General features: G+C 69.0%; 17 protein-coding genes. 7 read left to right on the top strand and 10 right to left on the bottom strand.

Features of this window, described 5'->3' with window-relative positions:
• Nucleotides 1-2: 2 nt before the first annotated feature.
• From smc to E6C72_RS19620, 3 genes are all read right to left on the bottom strand, one after another.
• A complete protein-coding gene (smc, locus tag E6C72_RS19630; protein WP_109085786.1) occupies nucleotides 3-3,464 on the bottom strand; it encodes a chromosome segregation protein SMC in 3,462 nt (1,153 codons plus the stop codon).
• Between the two features lie 84 nt (nucleotides 3,465-3,548).
• Entirely contained in the window at nucleotides 3,549-4,211 is a 663-nt protein-coding gene (locus E6C72_RS19625; protein WP_247875705.1) for a DsbA family protein, read from the bottom strand.
• A 66-nt stretch (nucleotides 4,212-4,277) separates the two neighbouring features.
• Entirely contained in the window at nucleotides 4,278-4,751 is a 474-nt protein-coding gene (locus E6C72_RS19620) for a DUF721 domain-containing protein (protein WP_109085787.1), read from the bottom strand.
• 207 nt (nucleotides 4,752-4,958) lie between these two features.
• Between E6C72_RS19620 and mutY the strand changes: the two genes are divergently transcribed.
• From mutY to E6C72_RS19590, 6 genes are all read left to right on the top strand, one after another.
• On the top strand, nucleotides 4,959-6,017 hold the full coding sequence (gene mutY, locus E6C72_RS19615) for an A/G-specific adenine glycosylase (RefSeq protein WP_109085788.1): 1,059 nt from the start codon (nucleotides 4,959-4,961) through the stop codon (nucleotides 6,015-6,017).
• Between the two features lie 46 nt (nucleotides 6,018-6,063).
• On the top strand, nucleotides 6,064-6,780 hold the full coding sequence (locus E6C72_RS19610) for a DUF1194 domain-containing protein (protein ID WP_109085789.1): 717 nt from the start codon (nucleotides 6,064-6,066) through the stop codon (nucleotides 6,778-6,780).
• A gap of 40 nt (nucleotides 6,781-6,820) precedes the next feature.
• Nucleotides 6,821-7,960, top strand: a complete 1,140-nt coding sequence (locus tag E6C72_RS19605; protein ID WP_109085790.1) for an FAD-binding oxidoreductase — start codon at nucleotides 6,821-6,823, stop codon at nucleotides 7,958-7,960.
• 35 nt (nucleotides 7,961-7,995) lie between these two features.
• Nucleotides 7,996-8,499, top strand: coding sequence for a hypothetical protein (locus tag E6C72_RS19600; protein WP_247875706.1), 504 nt, complete (start codon nucleotides 7,996-7,998; stop codon nucleotides 8,497-8,499).
• Nucleotides 8,500-8,655: 156 nt separating this feature from the next.
• Nucleotides 8,656-9,363 carry an OmpW family protein gene (locus E6C72_RS19595; protein WP_247875707.1) on the top strand — a complete coding sequence of 236 codons (708 nt, stop codon included), beginning with the start codon at nucleotides 8,656-8,658 and terminating at the stop codon, nucleotides 9,361-9,363.
• 160 nt (nucleotides 9,364-9,523) lie between these two features.
• A complete protein-coding gene (locus E6C72_RS19590) occupies nucleotides 9,524-9,958 on the top strand; it encodes a CBS domain-containing protein (RefSeq protein WP_109085793.1) in 435 nt (144 codons plus the stop codon).
• 81 nt (nucleotides 9,959-10,039) lie between these two features.
• On the opposite strand, the gene E6C72_RS19585 is transcribed toward E6C72_RS19590, so the two are convergent.
• The 5 genes from E6C72_RS19585 to E6C72_RS19565 all read right to left on the bottom strand — a co-directional run bounded on the left by E6C72_RS19585 (nucleotide 10,040) and on the right by E6C72_RS19565 (nucleotide 16,882).
• A complete protein-coding gene (locus tag E6C72_RS19585; RefSeq protein ID WP_109085794.1) occupies nucleotides 10,040-10,690 on the bottom strand; it encodes a response regulator transcription factor in 651 nt (216 codons plus the stop codon).
• A 394-nt stretch (nucleotides 10,691-11,084) separates the two neighbouring features.
• Nucleotides 11,085-12,875, bottom strand: coding sequence for an acyl-CoA dehydrogenase C-terminal domain-containing protein (locus E6C72_RS19580; protein WP_109085795.1), 1,791 nt, complete (start codon nucleotides 12,873-12,875; stop codon nucleotides 11,085-11,087).
• A gap of 16 nt (nucleotides 12,876-12,891) precedes the next feature.
• Complete coding sequence (locus E6C72_RS19575; RefSeq protein ID WP_109085796.1) at nucleotides 12,892-15,231, bottom strand: 3-hydroxyacyl-CoA dehydrogenase/enoyl-CoA hydratase family protein; 2,340 nt, start codon at nucleotides 15,229-15,231, stop codon at nucleotides 12,892-12,894.
• 26 nt (nucleotides 15,232-15,257) lie between these two features.
• Complete coding sequence (locus tag E6C72_RS19570) at nucleotides 15,258-16,394, bottom strand: thiolase family protein (RefSeq protein ID WP_109085797.1); 1,137 nt, start codon at nucleotides 16,392-16,394, stop codon at nucleotides 15,258-15,260.
• Nucleotides 16,391-16,882 carry a MerR family DNA-binding transcriptional regulator gene (locus E6C72_RS19565; protein ID WP_109085798.1) on the bottom strand — a complete coding sequence of 164 codons (492 nt, stop codon included), beginning with the start codon at nucleotides 16,880-16,882 and terminating at the stop codon, nucleotides 16,391-16,393. The genes E6C72_RS19570 and E6C72_RS19565 overlap by 4 nt, the downstream gene beginning before the upstream one ends.
• A gap of 364 nt (nucleotides 16,883-17,246) precedes the next feature.
• Here E6C72_RS19565 and E6C72_RS19560 point away from each other — a divergent pair, with 364 nt between their 5' ends.
• Complete coding sequence (locus tag E6C72_RS19560) at nucleotides 17,247-17,435, top strand: hypothetical protein (protein WP_109085799.1); 189 nt, start codon at nucleotides 17,247-17,249, stop codon at nucleotides 17,433-17,435.
• A gap of 56 nt (nucleotides 17,436-17,491) precedes the next feature.
• Here the strand turns inward: E6C72_RS19560 and E6C72_RS19555 are convergent, their stop codons facing one another.
• Both E6C72_RS19555 and E6C72_RS19550 read right to left on the bottom strand, forming a co-directional pair.
• Nucleotides 17,492-22,276, bottom strand: coding sequence for an alpha-2-macroglobulin (locus E6C72_RS19555; protein WP_109085800.1), 4,785 nt, complete (start codon nucleotides 22,274-22,276; stop codon nucleotides 17,492-17,494).
• A 200-nt stretch (nucleotides 22,277-22,476) separates the two neighbouring features.
• Nucleotides 22,477-24,069: a sensor histidine kinase gene (locus tag E6C72_RS19550; protein WP_247875708.1), complete on the bottom strand. Its 1,593-nt coding sequence runs from the start codon at nucleotides 24,067-24,069 to the stop codon at nucleotides 22,477-22,479.
• Nucleotides 24,070-24,155 lie beyond the last annotated feature (86 nt).

Genomic DNA, 24,155 nt, shown 5'->3' with positions numbered 1-24,155 from the left:
CCTCACGCCACCCCCCGCAACTCCTCCGCCCGGCTCAGATCGACGCTGACCAGCTGGGACACGCCGCGCTCCACCATCGTCACGCCGAACAGGCGATCGACGCGCGCCATGGTCAGGCGGTGGTGGGTGATGATCAGGAAACGGGTGTCGCCCTGCCGGGCGATGTCCTCGACCAGATCGCAGAAGCGGCCGACATTCGCCTCGTCCAGCGGAGCGTCCACCTCGTCCAGCACGCAGATCGGCGCCGGGTTCGACCGGAAGACGGCGAACAGCAGCGACAGCGCCGTCAGAGCCTGCTCGCCGCCCGACAGCAGCGAGAGCACCTGGAGCTTCTTGCCCGGCGGGCTGGCATAGATCTCCAGCCCGGCATTCAGCGGATCCTCGGCGTTGACCAGCTCCAGATAGGCCTTGCCGCCGCCGAACAGGCGGGTGAACAGCTCCTGGAAGTCGCGGTTGACCACGTCGAAGCTGGCGACCAGACGTTCGCGCGCCTCGCGATTCAGGCTTGAGATGCCCTGGCGCAGGCGGGCGATGGCGGCGGTCAGATCCTCGCGCTCGCCATGCAGGCCGGCGATCTGGGCGTCCAGCTCCTCCGCCTCGATCTCGGCGCGCAGGTTGACCGGCCCCATATTCTCGCGCTCGCGCGTCAGCTTGTCGAGCCGCGACTCCACCGCCGCCGCGTCGGGCATCGGCTCGGCGGGGTCGAGATCCGCGGCGGCGCGGGTGTCCTCCGGCCGGCAGTCCAGCCGTTCGGCGATGCGTTCCGTCAGAGTGCGTTCCTGCTGCTGGGCGGCCGAGACGGCAGCCTCGGCGCGGGCACGCGCCTCGCGGCCATCGGCCAGCGCCGCTTCGGCATCATGCAAAGCCTGCTCGGTCCCGGCCAACCGGGATTCGGCGTCGGCCAGCGCCTCGGCGGCGCGCTTGCGGTCGCGGTCGGCCAGGGCGATGCGGTCGAGGAGATCCTGGCGCTCCGCCGCGATCTCGGCCGGGCGGCCCGACAGGATGGCGATCTCGCCTTCGGCCTCCGCCGAGCGCTGACGCAGTTCGGCGACACGGCCGCCGGCCCCGGCGGAACGGGTGTCCCAGGAAGCGGTTTCCGCCTGGATGGCGGCCAGACGCTGACGCCGGGCCTGCGCCTCGCGGGTCAGGCGGTCGAGCGCATTCTGCCGTTCGGCCAGAACCGCGCGGCGTTCGGCCAGGGCGGCGCGCTGGTCGTTCACCCGTTCCCGCCCCTCGCGCGGGTCGGGCAACGACTCCAGCAGTTCCAGCGCCTCGTCGCGGAGGGCGGCGGCTTCGCCTTCCTCGGCGGCAAGCCGCTCCACCGTCTCCACCAATGCTGCGAGGCGGGAGGACGCGGCGTCGGCCTCGCGCGCCAGCTTGACATGGCGGTCGCGGGCGGCGTTCAGCGCGGCGAAGCCCTCGCGTACCGCGTCGCGGGCGCGGCGGTCGGCCTGGGCAGCAGCCTCCACCGCCAGTTTGGCGGCGTCGAGCGCCTCGCGCGCCAGATCGACCTGTTCCTCGGCAAGCTCCAGCTCGCCACGCAGTTCGGCCAGCCGGTTGCGCTGCTTCAGGCGGATGGCGGCGGCGGTCGGCGCGCCGGCCTGGACGGTCAGCCCGTCCCAGCGCCACGCCCCGCCGTCGCGGCTGACCAGCACCTGCCCCGGCGTCAACGACTGGACCAGCGCCATACCCTGGGCGGCATCGGCGACCACCCCGATATGGGCGAGGGTACGGGCGGCGGCCGTCGGCCCCTGCACATGGTCGGACAGCCGCTCGGCACCCGCCGGCAGCGGCGCCACCGCGTCATAGGCGGGCAACTGGCGCCAGTGCACCGGCGCCGCCTCGTCCAGCGGTGCCGTCAGCGCGTCGCCGAGGGCGGCGGCGAGTGCGCCTTCATAGCCGGGCGACACCGTCACCGCATCGACCAGCGGCGGGAACAGCCCGCCCGCCCCGGCTTGCAACAACTCGGCCAGCGCGCGCTCCTCGGCGCGCAGCTTGGCGCGGGCGCTTTCCGCGGCGGACAGCGCCTCGCGGGCGCGGGACTGCGCCGGTTCGGCCTCCGCCTTCGCCAGTTCGGCGGCCTCGGCGGCGTCGCGGGCCTGCTCCAGCCGCTGCTCGGCCAGCTCGACCGCCAGTTCCGCCTCCGACAGGTCGGCGCGGGCGGCGATTTCGGCTTCGAGCGCAACGCGCTGGGCCTGCTGCTCGGCCAGCCGCTTGGCGAGGCCGGCGGCGCGGGTCTCCAGTTCGGCGGCCTGACGCTGGGTCGCGGCGCGGCGGGCCTCGTCGGTGGCGACCGCTTCGGTCAGCCGGGTCAGTTCGCGGTCGCGGGCATCGACCTGCTCGCGCGCCTCCGCCAGAGCCTCGCCGGCGGCTTCCTCCAGCATCTCCTCGTCGGCCTGGGCCGCGATCAGCCGGTCGCGCTCGGCCTCCAGCCGGGCCAGCGCCTCGCCGGCATCGGCGGCCAGCGCCTCCTCACGGCCGAGATCGCCGGCGATCTGGCGCAACCGGGCCTCCAGCGCGCGCTGCTGGTCGGCGACGCGCTTTTCCTCGGCGTCGAGCTGTTCGCGGGCGATCACCAGCCGTTGCAGGGCGGAAGCGGCGCGCGCCTCGTCCTGGCGCTTCTCCGGCAGGCCGGCGGCGGCCTCGGTGCGGCGGGCGGTCAGCTGGGTGACCGCCAGCATGCGGTCGCGCACCGCGGCCTCGGAGGCTGCAAAGGCGGCATGGGCGCGGGCGCGCTCCTCCTGCGATGCCAGCCAGCGCAGGTGCCACAGCACCGCCTCCGCCTTGCGGATCTGGTCGGACAGGTTGCGGTAGCGGGAAGCCTGCCGCGCCTGCTTCTTCAGGCTTTGCAGCTGGCTGTCCATCGCCCCGATCACGTCGTCGAGGCGGGTCAGGTTGCCCTCCGCCGCCTTCAGCCGCAGTTCGGCCTCGTGCCGGCGGGAATGCAGGCCGGTGATGCCGGCGGCCTCCTCCAGCAGGGCTCGGCGGTCCTGCGGCTTGGCGGAGATGATCTGCGCCACCTTGCCCTGGCTGACCAGGGCCGGCGAAGCGGCGCCCGACGCGTTGTCGGCGAACAGAAGCTGGACGTCGCGCGCCCGCACCAGCTTGCCGTTGATCCGGTAGTCGGAACCGGAGCCGCGCTCGATCCGGCGGGTGATCTCCAGCTCGTCATGATCGTTGAAACCGGCCGGCGCCGTGCGCGACCGGTTGTCGACCGCCAGCGTCACCTCGCCCAGATTGCGGGCCGGACGGCTGGAGGTGCCGCCGAAGATGACGTCGTCCATGTCGTCGCCGCGCATGCGCTTGGCCGAGGTCTCGCCCATCACCCAGCGCAGCGCCTCGACCAGATTGGACTTGCCGCAGCCGTTGGGACCGACGATGCCGGTCATGCCGGGTTCGATGACCAGATCCGTGGCATCGACAAAAGACTTGAAGCCCGACAGGCGGAGACGCGTGAACTGCACTGGGGACGAACCTTTGGTGTACCGGGCTTTGAGGAGGTGCCGCGTTCGGGGCCGACCTAGCCTGGTCCCGAACGCGGCGGCCTCTTACTTCAACAGCTTGTCGATCGCCTTCGAGAACTCCTCGAACGACTGGGCGCCTTCGATGCGGGCCTTGCCGTCGTTGAGGATGAAGGTCGGGGTGGCTTCGACCTTGTACTGGTTCTGGCCGGTCAGGCGGCTGTTCAGGATGGCGTCGGCCAGCTCCTTGTTGGCGAGGCAGGCGTCGATGGTCTCCTGGCTCATGCCGGCCAGCTTGCCGTACTGGCCCAGCGCCTTGGCCGGATCCGACGCGCGGCTCCAGGTCGCCTGGCTCTTGAACAGCACGTCGGTCAGCGGATAGTAGCGCTCGGCCGGGGCGCAATGGGCCAGCATGCTGGCACTCAGCGCCGCCTGATCGAAGGGGAAGTCGCGGAAGATCAGCTTCACCTTGCCGGTGTCGATGTAGGCTTCCTTGATCTTCGGCAGGATGTCGGTGTGGAAATGGGCGCAGTGCGGGCAGGTCATCGACGAATAGTCGAGGATCGTCACCGGCGCCTTCGGGTCGCCCATGACGCGGTCGGCCATCAGCTCCGACACCGGCGGCAGGGTGGCCGCCGCCTGTGCCGCCGTCGGCGCCGCGGTCATGGCGGTGCCGAACGCGGCGGCGAAGCCCATGGCGAGAAAGCCGCTCAGCGCGAAATATCTGCGTCCCAGAATTTTGCGGTTCACTTTGCCCTCGTTGCTACCAGATGTTGACGTATAGACAATGAAGCACCGGTGCGTCCAGCCGGGCGGCTATCGCGCAGCCCGTTTCGGACGGGCCATCAGGGAGCGGCCGAAGCGTTCCAGCGTGGCGCGCAACTCCTCGTCCTCGATGGCCGCGGTAGTGGTGGTGATGCCGATCTCCTCGTCCATCGTCAGCGCGCGCGGGCGCACCACCGGCGACGGGGATGAGGGCAGGGCCGCGTGGATCAGCTTGATCTTGGCGACCGCGCGGTAGCCGAAGAAGCTGTTGATCCGCTCGATGATCTGCGGTTCCAGATGCTGCAACTCCAGCGCGATGGCGCCCATGGCGCGGATGTGCAGGGTCGCCTCCTCCCGCTTGCCGCGGGGGAAGCTGAGCTTGTCCGGGGCGGTGCGCAACGACAGCTGGTGGCCGACGATCGACGGCCAGTCGGTGATCAGCGCACCGAAGGCAAGCCCGCGCTTGCCCAGCACCTTGCCGGCGACCTCCGGAACGGATTGGCCGATGCGACGCGGTCCGGTCATGCTCTGCGATCACTCCTGTGCGGCACCGGCCTTGGCGACCGGTTCCGGGTCATGTGGGTTGGCCGCACCCTAGCGCAAGCGTGAGCCGATGCCCAGCATCCGGCCGGGGATCGACCGGACACTGGGCCTGGAACTGCGCCGGGAACTGGGACGGGCGCCTGCCCACTCCCTTCCCTCGACGCTCCGGACCCTCTATTTCTTCCCATCATGATTCCAGATTCCATAGAGGCCGCCCGGCGGCTGCTGTCCTGGTACGACCGCCACCGCCGCGACCTTCCCTGGCGCGCCAAGCCGGGGGAGACAGCCGATCCCTATCGGGTCTGGCTGTCGGAGATCATGTTGCAGCAGACGACCGTCCCTGCCGCGGCCCCCTATTTCCGCAACTTCACCGAACGCTGGCCGACCGTGCGCGATCTGGCCGACGCGCCGCTGGACGATCTGCTGGTCGCCTGGGCCGGGCTCGGCTACTACGCGCGGGCGCGCAACCTGCACAAATGCGCCCGCGTGGTGGCGGACCGGCATGGCGGCCGGTTCCCGGACAACGAGGCGGCGCTGCTGGAGCTGCCGGGCATCGGCGCCTACACCGCCGCCGCCATCACCGCCATCGCCTTCGGCCGCAGGGCCACCGTGGTGGACGGCAATGTCGAGCGGGTGATCGCCCGCATCTTCGCGGTGGAGGAGCCGCTGCCGAATGCCAAGCCGACCCTGCGCCGGCTGGCCGCCACCCTGACGCCGGACTTCCGCCCCGGCGACTATGCCCAGGCGATGATGGATCTGGGCGCCACCATCTGCACGCCGCGCAAGCCGAAATGCATGCTCTGCCCGTGGGCCGATTACTGCGAGGCACGTGCCGCCGGCATCGCCGAAAGCCTGCCGCGGAAGGTCGCCAAGGCGGAAAAGCCGACCCGGCGCGGCGTCGCCTATTGGCTGCTGAATCCCGATGGCGCCGTCCTGCTGCGCCGCCGGGCGGAGGAAGGGCTGCTGGGCGGCATGGCGGAGGTGCCGTCCACATCCTGGGGACCGGAACTGCCGGGCGAGACGGCGGTGGCGGCGCAGCAGCCGCTGCCCGCGCGCTGGCGCCGGCTCCCCGGTCTGGTCCGCCATACATTCACCCATTTTCACCTGGAGCTTGAAGTGGTCGTGGGCCAGGCTGGCGCCGATTGGCATCAGGCCGACGGCAACTGGGTGGCGGTCGACCGGCTGGGCGATCACGCCCTGCCGTCGGTGATGGTCAAGGTGGTGCGCCACGCCCTCTCGAATGCGTGAGTTGGGCGCGTGAGATGGGCGGGCGTCCGATGGAGTGCCGATAAGAATGCCGCGTGCGATGATCGCCGCCCTGGCCGTCCTGCTCAGCCTATGCGGCGGGGTGCTGGCCGCCCCGCCGGCGGGAAAGGACGGGAAGGCAGGGGTGGCGCTGGTTCTGGCGCTCGACGGATCGGCCTCGATCACCACCGGCGATCTTGAGTTCCAGTTGCAGGGCCATGCCGCCGCCTTCCGCGATCCGGCGGTGGCCGACGCGCTGGCTGCGGCTGGGACGCGGGTGACGCTGGCGGTCTATTCCGGACCAAGCAGCCTGCGGGTGCTGATCCCCTGGACCGCGCTGGACAAGCCGGAGGATGCCGGCCGCTTCGCCGACCGCATCGACGCCCTGCCGCGCGGCTTCCAGGGCGACTCGACGGCCATCGGCAGCGCCATCGTCGAGGCGGCGAAGCTGTTCGACCGGGATGGCAAGGCGCCGCGGCAGGTGATCGACATCGTCTCCAACGGCTTTTCCAACAGTGGGATCGATGCGGCCGATGCCCGTGACCGGGTGACGAAGCGTGGGATCGTCGTCAACGGCCTCGCCATCCTCGACGAATTCCCCTGGCTGGAGGAGTATTTCGAGGAGAACGTGATCGGCGGGCCGGGCAGCTTCGCCAAGAGCGCCATGGACAAGGACAGCTTCGTCGCCGCCTTGCGGCAGAAACTGATCCTTGAAATGGTGACCCTGCCGGATCACATGCCCAGCCGAAGCGTCGCCACGCAGTAGGCGGCCGACAATAATTCCAAGCGTGTGAGGAGCGGGACGAGTGGAGCGCGTCGATTTCCTGGTGGTCGGGGCCGGCATCGCCGGTGCCTCCGCCGCCTATGAGCTGGCGGCACATGGCCGGGTGGTGGTGCTGGAGCGCGAGTCGCAGCCCGGCTATCACTCGACCGGCCGCTCGGCGGCGCTCTACACCCAGACCTACGGCCCGGCGCCGATCCGTGCCCTGACGGTGGCGAGCTGGGATTTCTACACCGGCCCGCCGGCCGGCTTCGCCGAGCATGCCATGCTGACCCCGCGCGGCGTGCTGATCATCGGGCGCGGGCATGAGGCCGACCGACTGGATGCCGAATACGAACAGGGCCGCAGCCTGACGCCCTCGGTGGAGCGGTACGACCGCGAACAGGCGCTGGCCCGCGCGCCCTTCCTGCGCCCGGACTATGTCGCCGGCGGCGTGTGGGAGCCGGATGCCCGCGACATCGACGTGCATGCGCTGCACCAGGGCTATCTGCGCGGGCTGAAGGCGCGCGGCGGCCGGGTGGTGACCGACGCCGAGGTGTGGGCGCTCGCCCGGAAGGACGGGCTGTGGGTGGCGGACACCAGCGCCGGCAGCTTCAAAGCACCGGTGGTGGTGAACGCCGCCGGCGCCTGGGCGGACAGGCTGGCGGCGCTGGCCGGAGTGGCCACCATCGGGCTGGTGCCGAAGCGGCGCACCGCGATCACCTTCGATCCGGTGTTCGAGGATCCGTCCGACAAGACCGGGCTGGACGGTTGGCCGATGGTGTCGGACATAGCCGAGACCTTCTACGTCAAGCCCGACGCCGGCCGTCTGCTGGCCTCCCCCGCCGACCAGACGCCGATCGAGCCCTGCGACGTGCAGCCGGAGGACATCGACGTCGCCATCACGGTGGACCGGCTGGAACAAGCCTCGCGCTTCTCCGTTCGCAGATTGGCCCACCGCTGGGCCGGCCTGCGCAGCTTCGTCGCCGACAAGGTGCCGGTGGTTGGGTTCGCGCCGGACGCGGAAGGATTTTTCTGGCTGGCCGGCCAGGGCGGCTACGGCATCCAGACGGCGCCGGCCATGGGACGGGTGGCGGCCGGGCTGGCGACCGGCCGAGGCCTGCCCGAGGACGTGCGGGTGCTGGGCGTGACCGAGTCGGACCTGTCGCCGGCCAGGAAGCGGTGATCGGCGGTCCCCTGTCAGGGTTTTGGAGGCGTGCGATGCATGTGCGTCGGTCGGTGAAGGGACGGATGGCCGGGCGGGCGCTGGGCGTGTTGGCTCTGGCTGGCGCCGGGGCGCTCGGCGGTTGCGCCAATCCCGCGGCGGACGAGGCGCTGGTGGCGCAGACCGCGCTCGTCGGCATGCCGAAGGAGACGCTGCTGTCCTGCGCCGGGGTACCGGAACGGCAGGCCAGCGTCGACAACCGCGACTTCTTCACCTACCGCAGTTCCCGCATCGTCTCCTATCCAGGTCCGCCGCCGGTCGGCTTCTACGGCGGCGGCTGGGGCCGGCCCTATTACGGCTTCGGCCCCGGCTGGCCGTCCTATGGCTATGAAGTCAACAGCTTCGACTGTGAAGCAACTTTCAGTTTGAGGAATGGCGTGGTCGAGCGCGTGGTGTATGGTGGAGCCACCGGCGGCTCTGCGCAACTTGGTCAATGCTATGCCATCGTCCAGAACTGCATGGCGCTGATTCCGCAACGGATCATCAAACCAAGCCCTTGATTTCCTTGTCCATGCGACAACTCGTCACTGTTGCATAGCTGCTGCATCAGGAGAGGAAGGGTTGTAGACCCCCTAGTACCCTTACACGGTGTCTGGTAATAGCTCCATTGGCTGATGCCACAGAACAGCAACAACGCATTGCCTGGAGCAGACCCCATGACCATCCTGTCGCGCGCCGCCGCCGCCCTGCTGGCGACCTCGGCCCTCGTCGCCATCGCATCCCCGTCGCTCGCTCAGGACTTCAAGGGCAAGTCGGCCGGCGACATCGTCGTCCGTGCGCGCGGCCTGGCCGTGGTGCCCCAGGAAAAGGGCACGATCAACAACACGACGCTCGGTGACGTCGGCTCGGCCAAGGTCGGCAACGACTATATTCCGGAAGTCGATTTCTCCTACTTCTTCACCGACAACATCGCCGCCGAGCTGATCGCCGGCACCAGCCGTCACCGCGTCAAGGGCAACCTGATCGCTGCCGCCGGTGGCGTGACCGAAATCGGCAAGGTGTCGCTGCTGCCGCCGACCCTGACCGTGCAGTACCACTTCCTGCCGAAGGAACGCATCAGCCCGTACGTCGGCGCCGGCGTCAACTACACGCTGTTCTACAACGAGGATGCGGCGAACAACCCGAATGCCGGCGGTCTGCGCATCACCGACACCAACTACAAGAATCGTTTCGGCTGGGCCCTGCAGGCCGGTGTCGACGTTGCCCTGACCGGCAACTGGTCGCTGAACTTCGACGTCAAGAAGATCTTCCTGAAGACCGACGTGACCGCCAACGCCCGCGTGGGCACCGCCGTCCTGCCGGTCACCTCGAAGGTCACGCTGGACCCGTGGCTGGTCGGCGTCGGCGTCGGCTACCGCTTCTAAAAACGGGGTTCAGGGATCCGGCAACGGACCCTGCCGTTCGACAGGCGACCTCTCCCATCCGGGGGAGGTCGTCTTTTTCTTTTTACCATCAGTCTTGCGGATTGTACGGTTATTCCCATGATTCCGTTATCGGGGTTATCGGAAGGGAGGCCGTACCGTCATGCATGTTGCAGCCGTTTTGAAGCGCAAGGGCAGCCGGATCGTTTCCGCCGCACCGGATGACAGCGTGGCCGCCGTCACCCGGCTGCTGACCGAACATCGGATCGGCGCGGTGCTGGTGATGGGCGATGACGGGCAGCCGGTCGGCATTCTGTCGGAGCGCGATGTCGTCCGTGCGGTCGCCCGCGACGGGGCCGCGGCGCTGGACCGTCCTGCGTCCGACCTGATGACGCGTGAACTGATCACCGCCGCCCCCGACGACACCGTCGCCGACATGATGGCGGTGATGACCGAACGGCGCATCCGCCATGTGCCGATCGTCGAGTCCGGCCGGGTGGTTGGCGTGATCAGCATCGGTGACGTGGTGAAGGCCCGCATTGACGACGCCGAACTGGAGGTGGAATCGCTGCGCGGCTATGTCGCCGGCATGGGCTGATGCGGCCGGCACCGTCTGAAATGGAAAGGGCCCGCCGGAGTGATCCGGCAGGCCCTTCGTCCGTGCTCGCAAAGAACGTTATCAGGCCGAATGCGACTGCGGGAAGGCCATCGCCGCCTGGGTGCGGTTGCGCACGCCGAGCGACTTGAAGATCGCCGTCATGTGGATCTTGACGGTTCCCTCCGACAGACCCAGCTCATGCGCGATCTGCTTGTTCGACTTGCCTTCGCGCAGCCGGTCCAGAACCTCGCGCTGACGTTGGGTCAGCAGCTGCTCCAGCTGCGGATCGGTCGGCGGGATGACCGAGCCGCCGCGCTGGTCGGGCTCGATGCCTTCGCGCAGCACCGTCGCCGGCACATAGACGCCGCCCGAGAAGATCAGGTCGAGCGCGCTCAGCATGATCTTGACGCTGGAGGATTTCGGGATGTAGCCGGCGGCACCGTTTTCCAGCGCCTCCCGCACGTCGGATTGTGCTTCCGATGCCGACACGACGACGACCTTGGCGTTCGGCTGCCGGTCGCGCAGCATGCCGATGCCGGAAAAACCGGGCCATCCGGGCATGCGCAGATCGGTCAGGACGAGGTCGTAGGCCTCATCCTTAGACGCCGCCATATCCAGAAGCTCATCGAAATTGCTTGCCTCCGCAAAGGTAGCATTTTCGCGAAGCTGCTCAAGCAGACGGCGAAGACCTTCCCGAAACAGGACGTGATCATCACCGATCAGGATCTTCATCGCTCAAACTCCTGAACCATGCCTGCCCCTCCGGAAGACGCCCAAAGGGCTTGAGAAAAGGAGGGGGCTGTCGCCACCCGCATATTCCCTAAAATCCAAAGGATATAGCAGGCACCGGCCGAACGTAATCTCTATTGAGATGTAACACGCAGGGACGAGGACCGACAACCGGAAATTAACTTTTGTCACCGCGCGGAAGGCCTAACGGCAGGAGGCGACACTTCCCAGCAGTGATATTTCCAAAGGGCTATGACAATTTTAGGTCAATGTGCGAATGCGTGCCTGGACCTTGAAATTCCCAAAAAAGCAGCCGGTCAGTTGCCATGTCGCGGCACCTGACCGGCTTGGAAGTCGCGCGCCCCGGAGGACAGGCGGGCGCGGATCGCACAGTTCGTCAGAAAGCGGCGTCTTCCAGTTCCATCAGCGGCTTGGCGCCGGCGGCGATGGTGATGAACAGGCTGTTCGTCTGCGGCAGCAGCTTGGTCATGTAGAAACGCGCGGTCTTGATCTTGGCCTCGTAGAAGCTGGCGTTGCCTTCCCCGGCGGCGAGCTTTGCCTGCGCCTTCTCCACCATGGTCAGCCAGCTCCAGCCCAGCGCGACCAAGCCGAACAGGCGCAGATAGTCGCTGGCGGCGGCGCCGGCTTCCTCCGGATCCTTCAGGCCCTTCTGGGCGATCAGGGCGGTGGCCTGTTGCAGCTTGGCGAAGGCCTTGGCCAGCGGCATGACGAACTCGCCCAGTTCATCCTTCTCCATCGCCGCCTCGATGTCGCGGCCGACGGGGTGGAAGAAGTGGCGCAGCAGGCGGCCAACGTCCTGCGGCAGCTTGCGGCCGACGAGGTCGAGCGCCTGGATGCCGTTGGTGCCCTCATAGATCTGGCAGATGCGGGCGTCGCGGACATACTGCTCGACGCCGGTCTCCCAGATGAAGCCGTGGCCGCCATGGACCTGCACGGTGATGTTGGCCGACTCGAAACCGATGTCGGTGAACAGCGCCTTGACGATCGGCGTCATCAGCTGGACGAACTCGTCGGCGTCGCGGCGGGTGCGGGCGTCGGGATGCTTCTCCGCCACGTCCAGATGATAGGCGACCAGCGCGCCGAGCGCGCGGGCGCCTTCGCCATAGGCGCGGGCGGTCAGCAGGTTCCTGCGCACGTCGGGATGGACGATGATCGGATCGGCCGGCTTGTCCGGCGCCTTCACCCCCGACAGCGACCGGCCCTGGAGCCGCTCGCGGGCATAGTTGACGGCGTTCTGGTAGGACACCTCGGCCAGACCCAGCCCCTGGATGCCCACGGCCAGACGGGCCGCATTCATCATCACGAACATGGCGCGCATGCCCTTGTGCGGTTCGCCGACCAGCCAGCCGGTGGCGTCCTCGAAGTTCATGACGCAGGTCGACGACGCCTTGATGCCCATCTTGTGCTCGATGGAGCCGCAGGCGACGCCGTTGCGGGCACCCGGCGTGCCGTCGGCGTTCGGCATGAACTTCGGCACCAGGAACAGGCTGATGCCGCGGGTGCCGGCCGGGGCGTCGGGCAGGCGGGCCAGCACCAGATGCAGGATGTTCTCGGTAAGGTCATGCTCGCCGGCCGAGATGAAGATCTTGGTGCCGGTGATCTTGAACGACCCGTCTTCCGCCGGCACCGCCTTGGTGCGGATGATGCCGAGGTCGGTGCCGCAATGTGGCTCGGTCAGGCACATGGTGCCGGACCAGGTGCCGTCGACCAGCTTCGGCAGGAAGCGCTGCTTCAGCTCGTCGGAGCCGTACATCGCAAGCGCGTTGTAGGCGCCGAGCGACAGGCCGGGATACATGCCGAAGCTGAGGTTGGCGGAGCAGATGAACTCCTCCAGCATGATGTTGACCAGCTTCGGCAACCCCTGCCCGCCATAGGCCGGGTCGCAGGCCAGACCCTGCCAGCCGGCCTCGATGTAGGTGCTGTAGGCCTCCTTGAAGCCCTTGGGCGTGCGGACCTCGCCATTCTCGAAATGGCAGCCCTCGCCGTCGCCGGACTGGTTCAGCGGGAACAGAACCTCCTCGCACAGCTTGGCGCCTTCCTCCAGCACCTGCCCGACGAGTTCCGGCGTGGCGTCCTCATAGCCCGGCAGGGCCGACAGCTTGTCCAGCCCGACGATCTCGTCCAGGACGAAGCGCACATCTTCTAGCGGAGCCTTGTAGATCGGCATCTCTCGTTCCTCCCCCTCAGTTCCGCAGCGGCTTGCCGGTGAGCAGCATGTGCTCGATCCGGTCGATGGTGCCGCCGGTGCGCACCAGACCCATGAACGCCTCGCGCTCCAGCCGCAGGATGTGGTCCTCGCCGACCGGCTTGGAGATGTCGGCCTCGCCGCCACCGCTCAGCACCTCGGCCAGGGCGGCGCAGACCACCTTGTCGTGCGGCGTGACCTTGCCCTGCAGGGCGAAGCCTTCCACCGCCAGTTCCATCGCCGCCTTGGCGCTGGGGCCGGGCAGGACGTAGGAGGTGGTCTTCTCCGGCGGCGTGTAGTCCGCCGCCAGTTCCAGCGCCTTGGCCTTGGCGTCGGCCAGCAGCCGGTCGCGGTTCATGGTGATGCCGTCGGTGGCGCGGAAATACAGCAGCTCCTTGGCCTCTGCCGCCGACTTGGCGACGGTGGCGGTGCTGATGATCTCGAAGGCCTTGGCGATGCCGGGCATCGGACCGCGCGGCGCCTTCGGGTTGGCCTGATGGCGGGCCAGCATCTCGGTGCAGCCGCCCCAGGCCGGGATCAGGCCGACGCCGACCTCGACGAGGCCGACATAGGTCTCGGCATGGGCCTGGACATGATCGGAATGCAGCAGGATCTCGCAGCCGCCGCCGAGCGCCATGCCGCTGGGCGCCGCCACCACCGGGAAGGGCGCGTATTTCAGCGCGCGGTAGGTGCGCTGGCCGCCCTCCACCATCTCCTCGATCTGCGGCCACAGGCCGATGTTCAGCGCGAACAGGGCAAGGCCCAGATTGGCGCCGACCGAGAAATTGTCGGCCTCGTTGTGGATGACCAGCGCCTTCCAGTCACCTTTCCCATCGCCGATCAGGCGCATCGCCTTCTCGTAGGCGGCCATGATGTCGCCGTCGACCGCGTTCATCTTGCTGGTGAACTCGACGCACAGCACGCCGTCCCCGATGTCCCACAGGCTGGCGGAGCCGTTCTTCCACACCGGCTTGCCGGCGGCGCGCTTGATGTCCGACAGCAGCAGCACGCCGTCCGGGCGCACGACGGTGTCATAGACGCCGGATGTCGTCAGGTGCTGGAGCTTGCCGCCCTCCACCCGGTAGAAGGGGCGGCCGGCGGCGGTCACGACCAGCGCCGGGACCGGGATCCCTTCGGAGCGGCACAGCTCGGCGAACCACTCGGTGCCCAGCCGGTCGATCAGCTCGAACGGACCCTGCTTCCAGTTGTAGCCGAGCCGCATGCCCTCATCGACGGCGACGATGCTGTCGGCGATCTCCGGCACCAGGCTGGCGGCATAGGCCAGCGTCTGCGCCAGGACGCGGCGGGCGAAGCGGCCGCCCTTGTCCGGGTGCTCGCACAGCTTGCGCAGGTCGCGGCCGGCGGCCGACACACTGTCGAGCCGGGCCTTCTCCGACGGTGCATAGTCGCCGGTCTGGAGGTTGACCGATTCCTTGACCTTGCCGCCGCCGGCCTTGTTGATGCGGTAGAAGCCGCCCTTGCCCTTGCGGCCGGTGTAGCCCTCGGCGATCATCTTCGTGATGACCGGGTGCTCGCGCATCTGGCCGCGATAGGCGTCGTTGGCCGGCAGGGTCGCCGACATGCTCTTGGCGATGTGCGGCATCAGGTCCAGCCCGACCAGATCCATCAGGCCGAAGATTCCGGTCTTGGGGATGCCCATCGGACGGCCGCCGACGGCGTCGGCCTCCTCCACCGTCAGGCCGAGATCGACCGCGGCATTCACCGCCGCCTGGATCCAGAAGACGCCAATGCGGTTGGCGATGAAGCCCGGCGTGTCCTTGCAATGGACGACACCCTTGCCGAGCCGGCGGTCGCAGACGTCGGCGATGCCGGCCAGCGCATCGGCGCGGGTGTCGGCGCCGCCGACGATCTCCAGCAGCCGCATGTAGCGCGGCGGGTTGAAGAAGTGGGTGATGAGGAAGTCCTTGCGGAACTGCCCGCTCTGCCCCTCGGTCAGCACCGCCAGCGGGATGGTGGAGGTGTTGGACGACACCACCGAGCCCGCCTTGCGCACCGGGTCGATGCGCTTGTAGAGGTCGGCCTTGATCGCCGGGTTCTCGACGATGGCCTCGACGATCCAGTCGACGTCGGCCAGCAGGGCCAGATCATCCTCAAGATTGCCGGGCGTGATCAGCTTGGCGTTCCTGGGGTGCATCAAGGGGGCCGGATCGGTCTTCAGCAGCTTCGCCACCGCGCCCTTGGCGATGGCGCTGCGGTCGGCACCTTCCTTGGCAGGGATGTCGAGCAGGACGCAGGGGATGCCGGCGTTGGCGAAATGGGCGGCGATGCCGGCCCCCATCACGCCCGCACCGATCACGGCGGCGCGTTCGATCTTCATGGTCGTTTCCTCCCCGATCCCGTTGCTCAGACCGCTTCCAGGATGGTGGCGATGCCCTGGCCGCCGCCGATGCACTGGGTCGCCAGCGCGAACTGCTTGCCTTCGCGCTTCAGCAGGGCAGCGGCCTTGCCGGTGATGCGGGCGCCGGTGGCTCCCAGCGGGTGGCCGAGCGCCAGCGCGCCGCCGTCCGGGTTGATGCGGGACGGGTCGATGTCGAGGTCGCGCATGCAGGCGATGGCCTGGGACGAGAAGGCCTCGTTGATCTCGATGATGTCGATGTCGTTGATCGACAGGCCGGCACGGGCCAGCGCCTTGCGGGTGGCCGGGACGGGACCCAGCCCCATCAGCTCCGGCGCGCAGCCGGCGACGGCGACCGAGCGGATCTTCGCCAGGATCGGCAGGCCGTTGGCGCGGGCATACTCCTCCGTCGTCACCAGCACGACCGACGCGCCGTCGGTCAGCGGCGAGGAGGTGCCGGCGGTCACACTGCCGTCGGCGATGAAGGCCGGCTTCAGGCCGGCCAGCCCTTCGGCATTGGTGCCGGGACGGATGCAGCCGTCCTTGTCGACCAGACCGGCCGGGGTCTGGATGCCGACGATCTCATCGGCCAGACGGCCGGCGGCCTGGGCCTCCGCCGCCTTGGCGTGGGAAGCGACGGCGAGCGCCTCCTGCTCGGCGCGGGAGATGGCGTATTTGCGGGCGACATTCTCCGCGGTGATGCCCATCGAGCAGTAGGCCTCGGGGTAGGAGGCCTTCAGCGCCGGGTTCGGCATCGGGTTGAAGCCCATGATCGGCACGCGGGTCATCGATTCGACGCCGCCGCAGACGAACACCTCGCCGGCGCCCATCTGGATCGCGCCCGCCGCCTGATGGATCGACTGCATGGAGGAGCCGCAATAGCGGTTCACCGTGGTGGCAGCGGCGGTCTGCGGCAGCTTGGCCAGGAAGGAGATGCTGCGGGCGACGTTCAGCCCCTGCTCGCCCTCGGGGAAGGAGCAGCCGACGATGACGTCCTCGACATCCTCGGTCTTCAGGCCGGTGCGCTCGACCAGCGCCGCGATGACGCGGGCCAGCAGATCGTCGGGGCGGACCTTGGTCAGCTCGCCCTTGTGGGCGAAGGCGAAAGGCGAACGGGCGTAACCGGCGATGACGACCGACTTCATGAGTGCTTCTCCTCCATGTCCTGCGTCTCCGTGATGCCGTTGCGGCGAAGATGCTCGGAGATCTGGGTGTCGATGGTGCACAGCTCCGCCAGCGTCTGTTCGACGTCGGCAAGCTGCTGTTCAAGCGCGGAAATCCGGCGGCGCGCGATCGTGCGCATGTAGCGCATCTGTTCGATCTGGGCGTCGTCGGTGTCGTAGAGGTTCAGGAAATCCTTGATCTCGGCCAGGCTGAAGCCCAGCCGCTTGCCCCGGCAGATCAGCGCCAGCCGGGCGCGGTCGCGGTGGCCATAGACGCGTGCGCCTCCAGGGGCGCTGCCGATCCGCTCCGGCGCCAGCAGCCCTTCATCCTCGTAATGGCGGATGGTGCGATGGGTCAGACCGAACTCTCCGGCCAGTTCGCCGATGGCGAGCCGCGGGCCGGACAGGCGGCTGTCGCCCACCCCCTCCCCCGTCTCCATCATGCCGTTGCCGACCGAAAGCCGATCCACTCCGTCCGCTCCCTTCCCTGACGTTTACGTAAAGGTAAAGTCGATGCCGCTTGCTGTCAACAGACTTGTTGACCATGCCAACCAGTTGGCGGGCCAGCAGGCCGGGACCATGGGATGGCGACTGTTCAGCCACTGACAGGTGCGGCGCGCCCGCGCAGTGACAGGATGCCACGCCCCGCTCCTGTCTACGGCTGTGGCAGGCTTTCCGGTGAACGCATGCGCACGCCCCACGTCCCGTTTCAGGCCCTCTGCCGGATGTGGGAAGCAGGGACGGCGAAAAACAGACGGCCGGAAGGCCGTGACGGGTTCAGGGCGGGTTTAAATAGCTCTCACGCGGATCTGGACAGGGGACAGGAGACAACCCATGTCGGCGCGCACCATCGTATCGTTGGGCGTCTGGATACTGGCCATGGTGCTGATCGGCACCATGACGGTCGGCCTCGCACTGGCCTTTTACCTGATGCTGACCGTGGCTTGCGCCGTGGTGGCGGCGGGCCTGACCCTGCTCGCCCGCCGGCGGGAGAATCACCGGGGCGAGCAGAGCTACCTTTAGGCTCTATGCGCCGCTCGGGGGCGCCGATTCCAGCGCCCCTTTCGCTTGTGCCCGCCTTACTCCGGCAGCACGCGCAGCCGGGACACGGCGGTGCGGGCGGACAGGTGGGGACGCTGGAGATCCTGCACCTGGGCACCGGGGGCCGCGAAATCGCCGGGGGTGACGGCGCGGACCAGATAGACCAGCCGGAAGCGGGGGGCCGCCTTGGGCAGGTCGACGGCGGCGAGGAAGCGGTCCTCGCGGAACTCGACATTGCGGGCGGCCGACAGCTCGCCGAGCCAGGACAGCTTGCCGAGCTGGCCGCTGTTGGCGAGCCGGACATTCTCGATCTCGAAGCCGGCCGGCAGCGGGTCGCTGACCAGCACCGAATGGTCGAGCGGGTCACCGACCTCGCCTTCCAGAATCACCACCAGCAGGTCGTTGTGGCGGATGCCGGCCGGATCGACGGGCCGGCCGGCCATGTCGAACAGGCGGCGGCGGATGGTCATCCCCTGCTCTTCCGCGCCGGCCGGCTGGTCGGGCACGCCGGCCACCGACACGGTCTGCCGGACCTCGCCGCCCAGGTTGCGGATGGCGGGCGGGGCCGTCGGGTCGATCGCCAGGATCTGCGGCTTGGCGTTCTCCACCGTCTGGTCGCCGATGGCGAGCTTCATCGGAGCGGCACGGTCGATCAGCGCCTTGGCGGCCAGCAGCAGCCAGGCCTGTTCCTGAAGGTTGGTGGTGCGGACGGCGGCGAAGGTCTTCGCCACGCGCTCGCCCGCCTGGAAGATGCGGTCGCGGTCGACCGCTCCACTCTCCGCCATCAGGAAGACCACGCCGGCCTCATCGCGCAGGGAGGAGCCCTGGTCACGCAGGCTGGCGGTCACCATGCGGGCGCCGGTCAGCTTGGAGAAGGCCTCCGTCGCCCCGGGCTGGTCGCCAAGCACGGCGGTGGCCGCGGCGATCTGCGCCCGGCCGAAGTCGGTCTGCAGCCGGTCCCAATAGTTCTCGCGGAAATAGCGCACCGCACCGGCATCGATCATCTTGGCCCGCGCCAGCACATAGAGCGCATAGGCCCGGCCCGGCAGGTCGGCGGTCTCGACCCAGGAATTGTCGATGGCCTGCTTCAGCCAGTCCAGACCCTTGCGGTAGGGCTGGTCGGGGATGCGGTAGCCCGCCGCCTTGGCCCGCCCCAGCACATCCACCGCATAGGCGGTCAGCCAGGGATCGAGATCGCCCTTCGGCGACCAGGCGGCGAAGGCGCCGTCGGTGCGCTGGAAGGTCAGCAGCCGGTCGACGCTGCGCTGGACGCGCGCCTTGATGCGGTCCTCCGGCGCGATGCCGAGACCGGCGGCCACGTCGCTCATCGACAGCAGCGGCAGGATGCGGCTGGCGGTCTGCTCGGCCCCGCCCGCCGCCGCGCGGTCGAGCGCGAAGAGCAGGCCCGGCACATCCAGGTCGGGCAGCGGCGCCACCGTGGCGCCCATCGAGACGGTTTCCGGCCGCAGACCGGCGCTGAGGTCGGCCGGAACGGTCAGGCTCCTGTCGGTCGGCAGGGCTGCGACGTTGCGGCGGGACACCAGCGGCGTGGCCGGACGCACTGTCACGTCCCAGCGGCGGGTGACGCGCACACCGTCGGGGCCGGTGACGTCGAGCGTGACATGGCCGGCCCCGACGGCGGTGGCTGTCAGCACCCGGCCGGCGGTCGCCCGCTTGCCGCGCGCCAGCTTCGGCACGGTCAGCTCGTTGCCCGAGTCGTTGTTGACGATGGCGACGGCCCCCTCGGCGGTCAGCGTCATGCGGTAGTCGCCGGACGGGCCGTTCAGGTTGTCGAGCGACAGCAGGACCTGGGCCGAATCACCGGGGGCGAGGAAGCGGGGCAGCACGGCGTCGGCGACGACCGGATCGCGGACCAGCATCTGGCTTTCGGCGTGGCCGATCCGCCCCTCGCTCCAGGCGACCGCCATCAGGCGCAGGCGCCCCTGGAAGTCGGGCAGATCGAACGGAACGGAAACCTTGCCGTCGGCACCGACGGTGAGGATGCCGGAATAGAGCGAGACCACCCGTTCCGATTTGGGCGGAACCAGCCCGGAGATCTGGCGCAGGCGCGGCGTCGGCTGGGCCTGCGGACGGGCGGCGTCCAGAGCGGCCGGGTCGATCAGGCGGCCATAGGAATCGCGCAGTTCCACCGTCAGCGGACGCTTGCGCAGATAGTGGCGGGCCGGATCGGGCGAGGGCTGGTCGGTCAGCTGCATCACCGATTCGTCGACCGCGGCCAGCGTGACGAAGGCCTGCTTGCCTTCGGCGACGCCGCCCACCGTGATGTCGGCGGTCATGGCGCGGCGCGGCTCCGTCTCCGCCGGGGCGGAGAGGCGGACATCCAGCGTGCGCGGGGCCTTGTCCATCGCCAGCCACGCCAGACCGACGGCGCGGCGCGGCGGCTTCTTCGACTGCGGGTCGGAGGTGGCGAAGGCGGTCGCCAGCACATGGGCGCCGCTGGTCCAGCCCTGCCCGACCGGGATTTCCAGGAAGGCGCCCTGCGGGCCGATGGCGCGGGTGACGGCATAGGTCACGCCACGGTCGGCCACCGCCACCAGCACCTGGCTGTCATAGGGCGGCTTGACGAAGACCCAGGCGCTTTCACCGGCGCGGTAGGCCGGCATCATCACCGAGACATCGACCGCGTCCGGCCGTTCACCGGCGGTCGGCGTCATCCACCAGCCGGCGGCGAAGCGGAAGCTGCTGGCGACGCCGGTCTTCGGATCGAACACCTCAAGGCGGTAGCGGCCGGCGGCGACCGGGGTTTCGACCGACGCCGGGGCGGCGGCCTGAGCCGACAGCGAGCCGCCGGTCACCCGCTGGTCCTTCACCGTGACCTTGTAGTCCCAGCGGCCGTTGGCCTCGTACCACGCGTAATCATACTCCTCCTCGAACAGCTCATAGGAGAGGTCGGCGCGGTCGGTCGGCTTGCCGTCGGGACCGACGGCGATCACGTCGAATCCGGCGGTGGCTCCCTCCGGCACGCCGTCGCCTTCAAAGCGCGGCTTGATGCCGATGGCGAAAGGCTGGTGGCGCACCGGCAGCACGAAGTCGCGGCCGACCGGACGGCCGCCGATGTCGAACAGGGTGGCGCGCACCACCGCCTCCAGCGGGCGGGTGCTGTCGGGCGGACGCGGCAGCTTCACCTTCAGGCGGGCCGAGCCGTTCGAATCGGTGATGAAGCCCGGCAGATCGGCGCGGGCCGGTTTCACCTCCTCCTGCACCAGACCGAAATGATAGCCCGGCAGGGTCGGATAGGGGTTGGCGGCGGCGCGCAGGGTCACCGTCAGCTCGCCCGGCAGGCCGGAGGCCGGGGCGCCATAGAGATAATGGCTGTCGAGCGCGATGTCGGCCTCGCCATCGGACGCCAGTTCCGTCGTCGGGGAGGCGAGCGCCACGTCCAGCCGCGGCGGCACGAAATCCTCCAGCAGGAACTCGGTCTTGCCGATCGCCGGGCCATCCGGCTCGGCATGGGCGGTGACGATCCAGTTGCCGGGATAGGCATTCATCGGCAGGTCGATGCGGGCGGCATAGCCGCCGGCCCCGCTGTCGGTCAGGCTGCGCCGCTCCACTTCGAAGCCGTCGGGGCGCAGGATACGAATGGTCAGCTGCTTGCCGGCCGGCGGCGGATTGAGGTCGCCGTCACGCAGCAGCGCGGTCAGTTGCACCGTCTCGCCCGGCCGGTAGATGCCGCGTTCGGTGTAGAGATAGGTGTCGAGTCCCCCGGCGGCCGGGCGGACGATGGTGGCGGCAGGCTTGTCCGGGGTCTCGGCCGGCGGAGCCCCGCCGGCGGTCAGGTCGAGAACGGCGAAGTCGCCGTCGCCGCGCGCGGCGAACAGCGCCTGGACCGGCTCTGCCCCGGCGGCGCGCAGGGCCGCGAGGTCGAAGCGCCCGAGCCCGTCGTCCCCGGTCTGCACACGCCCGAGTTCGGTGCCGTTGCGGGCGACCAGACGCAGGTCCACCCCGGCGGCCGGGGCCGCGCTCTGGGCGGAACGGGCGAACACCACCAGCGAATCCTCGCCGAGGATGGTGTTGAGGCCGAGGTCGGAGACGACGAACCACTGGGTCGCCTTGCGGTCCCAGCCGCCCGGCTTGATCTCGTCGGCACCGGCGACGGCGACATAGACGCCGGGATCGAGCTTGCCGAGCACGGCGTCGATCGGAAAGGCGGTGGTGACGCTGCGGTTGGGCTGGTTGCCGATGCCCATCTCGCCGCGCCAGACCTCCTGGCCCGACTTGTCCAGAATCTCGCCGATGTCGTAGTCGGTCATCTGCTGGGTGATGCGGCCGAAATAGATCTTCTCGACCAGCGCCCGGTCGGCGATGCGCAGCACCTGCAGCTTCGCCCGGTCCAGGTTGATCGAGCGCAGCGGCAGCCCTTCGGCCCCGACGCGCGGCAGGATGTAGCCGGCACCGCGAAAGGCCAATGACGGCTTGCGGTTGGGCACCTGCACCTCGCGGGTGTCGGCAGCCGGCAGGCGCTTGCCGTCGGCACCGGGAAGCCCGTCCTTGAGCGTGACGCGGTAGCTGTCGCCATGGCGCAGCCCCTCGACGCACAGCGTGCGGTCGCGGGCGATGGCGGCACCGTCGACCGCCGGCTCCACCGTGACATAGTCGCGGTAGTTGACGGCGCGCGAGCGCTCCAGCCGGTCGGTGAAGGTGAAGCAGGCCTGTGGCGTATCGCGCTCCGCCACCACCTCGACGCTCGACACGCCGAAGGGCACCGGCTCGGCCGGCGGGTCGGCGGCGAAGGTCTGGGATACGGCGAGCGTGCCGGAGCACGCGACAAGAACGGCACAGACACGCGCCAGCGCACGCAACATTCGAGACAGGCCCCAATTCCGCGGGTGGATCCGAAAGCACGAGGCCGGGGACAGCCCTGGCGTCGGCTCGGACCTGGACAAAACCGGCGCGGAGTATGCCCAAGCGGCGGGGGTTTCGCCATGGCTTTGCGGCGCCGCCGCGAAGATCGCTTTGGTTGCGGGCCGGAACGGCGGCTGCCCGGAAGGTCGGGAGGTAAATGTCAGGCGGCGAATTCCAGCGTGACCTGACTGCCCTGCCCCGGCCGGCTGTCGATGCGCAGGCTGCCGCCGTGCGCCTCGATCAGCGACTTGACGATGGGCAGGCCAAGGCCGATGCCGCGGCCGGGATGGGTTGTGAGGGCCGAGGTCTGGCCGAAGGGGATGGAGGCCTGCCGCAGCTCCTCCGCCGTCATGCCGATGCCGTTGTCGGTGACGCGGACGACGCAGCGGCCGTTGACCCCGCGCGAAACGCTGACCAGCACCCGGCCATTCTCCGGCGTGAATTTCAGGGCGTTGCCCAGCAGGTTCAGCAGCATCTGCTTCAGGGCCCGCTCGTCCGCACGCACCAGCGTCGGAGCCGGCGGGCGGTTGATCTCCAGCCGGATCGACTTCTCTTCCGCCTGGGAAGTGACGATGCGGATCGCCCATTCGGCGGCGGCGACGGGGTCGACATCCTCCATCAGCAGGGCGAACTTGCCGGCCTGGAGGCGTGACAGGTCGAGGATGTCGTCGATCAGGGTCAGCAGATGCTGGCCGGAGACATGGATGTCGCGGGCGTAGTCGGCATAGCGCTCCCCGGCGTTCGGCCCGAACATCTGGTCCTTGATGATCTCGGAAAAGCCGAGGATGGCGTTCAGCGGCGTGCGCAGCTCATGGCTGACGCGGGCCAGGAAGTCACGGTTGACCGCCAGCGCCGCCGCCAGCCGCTCGGCGTTGCGCTGCTGGACCAGCAGGAAGGCGGCGACCAGCAGGATGGAGATGCTGAGCAGCGCGGCGATGATCTGCATCTGCCCGCGCAGGCCGGCAATGGCGGCGTCGATGTCCTTCACCGCGATGCCGACGACGAGGATCAGCGGATAGCCCTCGACCGACCGATAGGCATAGGCGCGGCGGATGCCGTCGGCGATGCTGTCCTGCCAGAAAACCCCGCTCAACGACTGCTGGATGGACAGCCACAGGTTGGAACCGGTGCTGTCGAGCCCGACGGAATCCTTTCCGTCCTTTGAGCCGCGGGCCCGGATGATCCGGTCCAACCCGACCAGCGTGACCACCCCGTTGCGGCCGACATCGGCCTGCCGGTAGAAGCCGGACAGGTAATCGGGATCGACATTGGCGACCGCCACCCCGGCGAAATCGCCCGCCGCATTCTCCAGCCGCCGCGAGAAGCGCAACAGCGGGCGCCCGGTCGTCGAACCGCTGAAGGGCAGACCGATCCTCATCAGCGACCGCCCCTCTCCCTGGTGATAGGCGAGCAGGCCGGTGCCGTCGAGCATTTCGGGCGGTCCGCTTCCCTCGCTGCGGAACAGTTGGACGCCGCTGGGATCGAAGATGGTGAAGTGATGGATCAGGGCGGTGTCGTAGAGCCCGTCGTCGATGAGGCGGCGGGCGCGGGACAACCCGCCCTCGGCATAGCGTTCGGTGAAGGAGCGCAGCGTCGTGTCGACGTCATGCACGGTGCGGCTGGTGCTGCTTTCATAGGCACGGGCCGTCGTCTGGGCATTGACGATGGCCTCCCGCACCTGGCTTTCCAGCATGGAGGACGCCATCAGGGCATAGCCGCCCCACACCCCGGCCAGCGACAGGGCGGCTGCCATCAGGATGCCGTTCCGAACGGACGGCGTCCTGATGGAGGGGAACCGAAAGGTCGGGAGACGTGGCATCACCTGCGCTCCGCCGTTCC

Origin of the sequence: Azospirillum sp. TSH100 (assembly GCF_004923295.1) — a bacterium.
GTDB lineage: Bacteria > Pseudomonadota > Alphaproteobacteria > Azospirillales > Azospirillaceae > Azospirillum.
Note: the sequence above shows the minus strand (reverse complement) of the source record. Positions and strands in the feature narration are given on the sequence as shown.

Excerpts from the sequence above, each read along its gene's own strand:
- E6C72_RS19555 (WP_109085800.1), bottom strand. The coding sequence starts at position 22,276 with ATGTTGCGTGCGCTGGCGCGTGTCTGTGCCGTTCTTGTCGCGTGCTCC.
- mutY (WP_109085788.1), top strand. The coding sequence starts at position 4,959 with ATGATTCCAGATTCCATAGAGGCCGCCCGGCGGCTGCTGTCCTGGTAC.
- E6C72_RS19560 (WP_109085799.1), top strand. The coding sequence starts at position 17,247 with ATGTCGGCGCGCACCATCGTATCGTTGGGCGTCTGGATACTGGCCATG.
- E6C72_RS19570 (WP_109085797.1), bottom strand. The coding sequence starts at position 16,394 with ATGAAGTCGGTCGTCATCGCCGGTTACGCCCGTTCGCCTTTCGCCTTC.
- E6C72_RS19620 (WP_109085787.1), bottom strand. The coding sequence starts at position 4,751 with ATGACCGGACCGCGTCGCATCGGCCAATCCGTTCCGGAGGTCGCCGGC.
- E6C72_RS19585 (WP_109085794.1), bottom strand. The coding sequence starts at position 10,690 with ATGAAGATCCTGATCGGTGATGATCACGTCCTGTTTCGGGAAGGTCTT.
- E6C72_RS19610 (WP_109085789.1), top strand. The coding sequence starts at position 6,064 with ATGCCGCGTGCGATGATCGCCGCCCTGGCCGTCCTGCTCAGCCTATGC.
- E6C72_RS19600 (WP_247875706.1), top strand. The coding sequence starts at position 7,996 with ATGCATGTGCGTCGGTCGGTGAAGGGACGGATGGCCGGGCGGGCGCTG.
- E6C72_RS19550 (WP_247875708.1), bottom strand. The coding sequence starts at position 24,069 with ATGGCAGCCGCCCTGTCGCTGGCCGGGGTGTGGGGCGGCTATGCCCTG.
- E6C72_RS19575 (WP_109085796.1), bottom strand. The coding sequence starts at position 15,231 with ATGAAGATCGAACGCGCCGCCGTGATCGGTGCGGGCGTGATGGGGGCC.
- E6C72_RS19590 (WP_109085793.1), top strand. The coding sequence starts at position 9,524 with ATGCATGTTGCAGCCGTTTTGAAGCGCAAGGGCAGCCGGATCGTTTCC.
- E6C72_RS19580 (WP_109085795.1), bottom strand. The coding sequence starts at position 12,875 with ATGCCGATCTACAAGGCTCCGCTAGAAGATGTGCGCTTCGTCCTGGAC.
- E6C72_RS19595 (WP_247875707.1), top strand. The coding sequence starts at position 8,656 with ATGACCATCCTGTCGCGCGCCGCCGCCGCCCTGCTGGCGACCTCGGCC.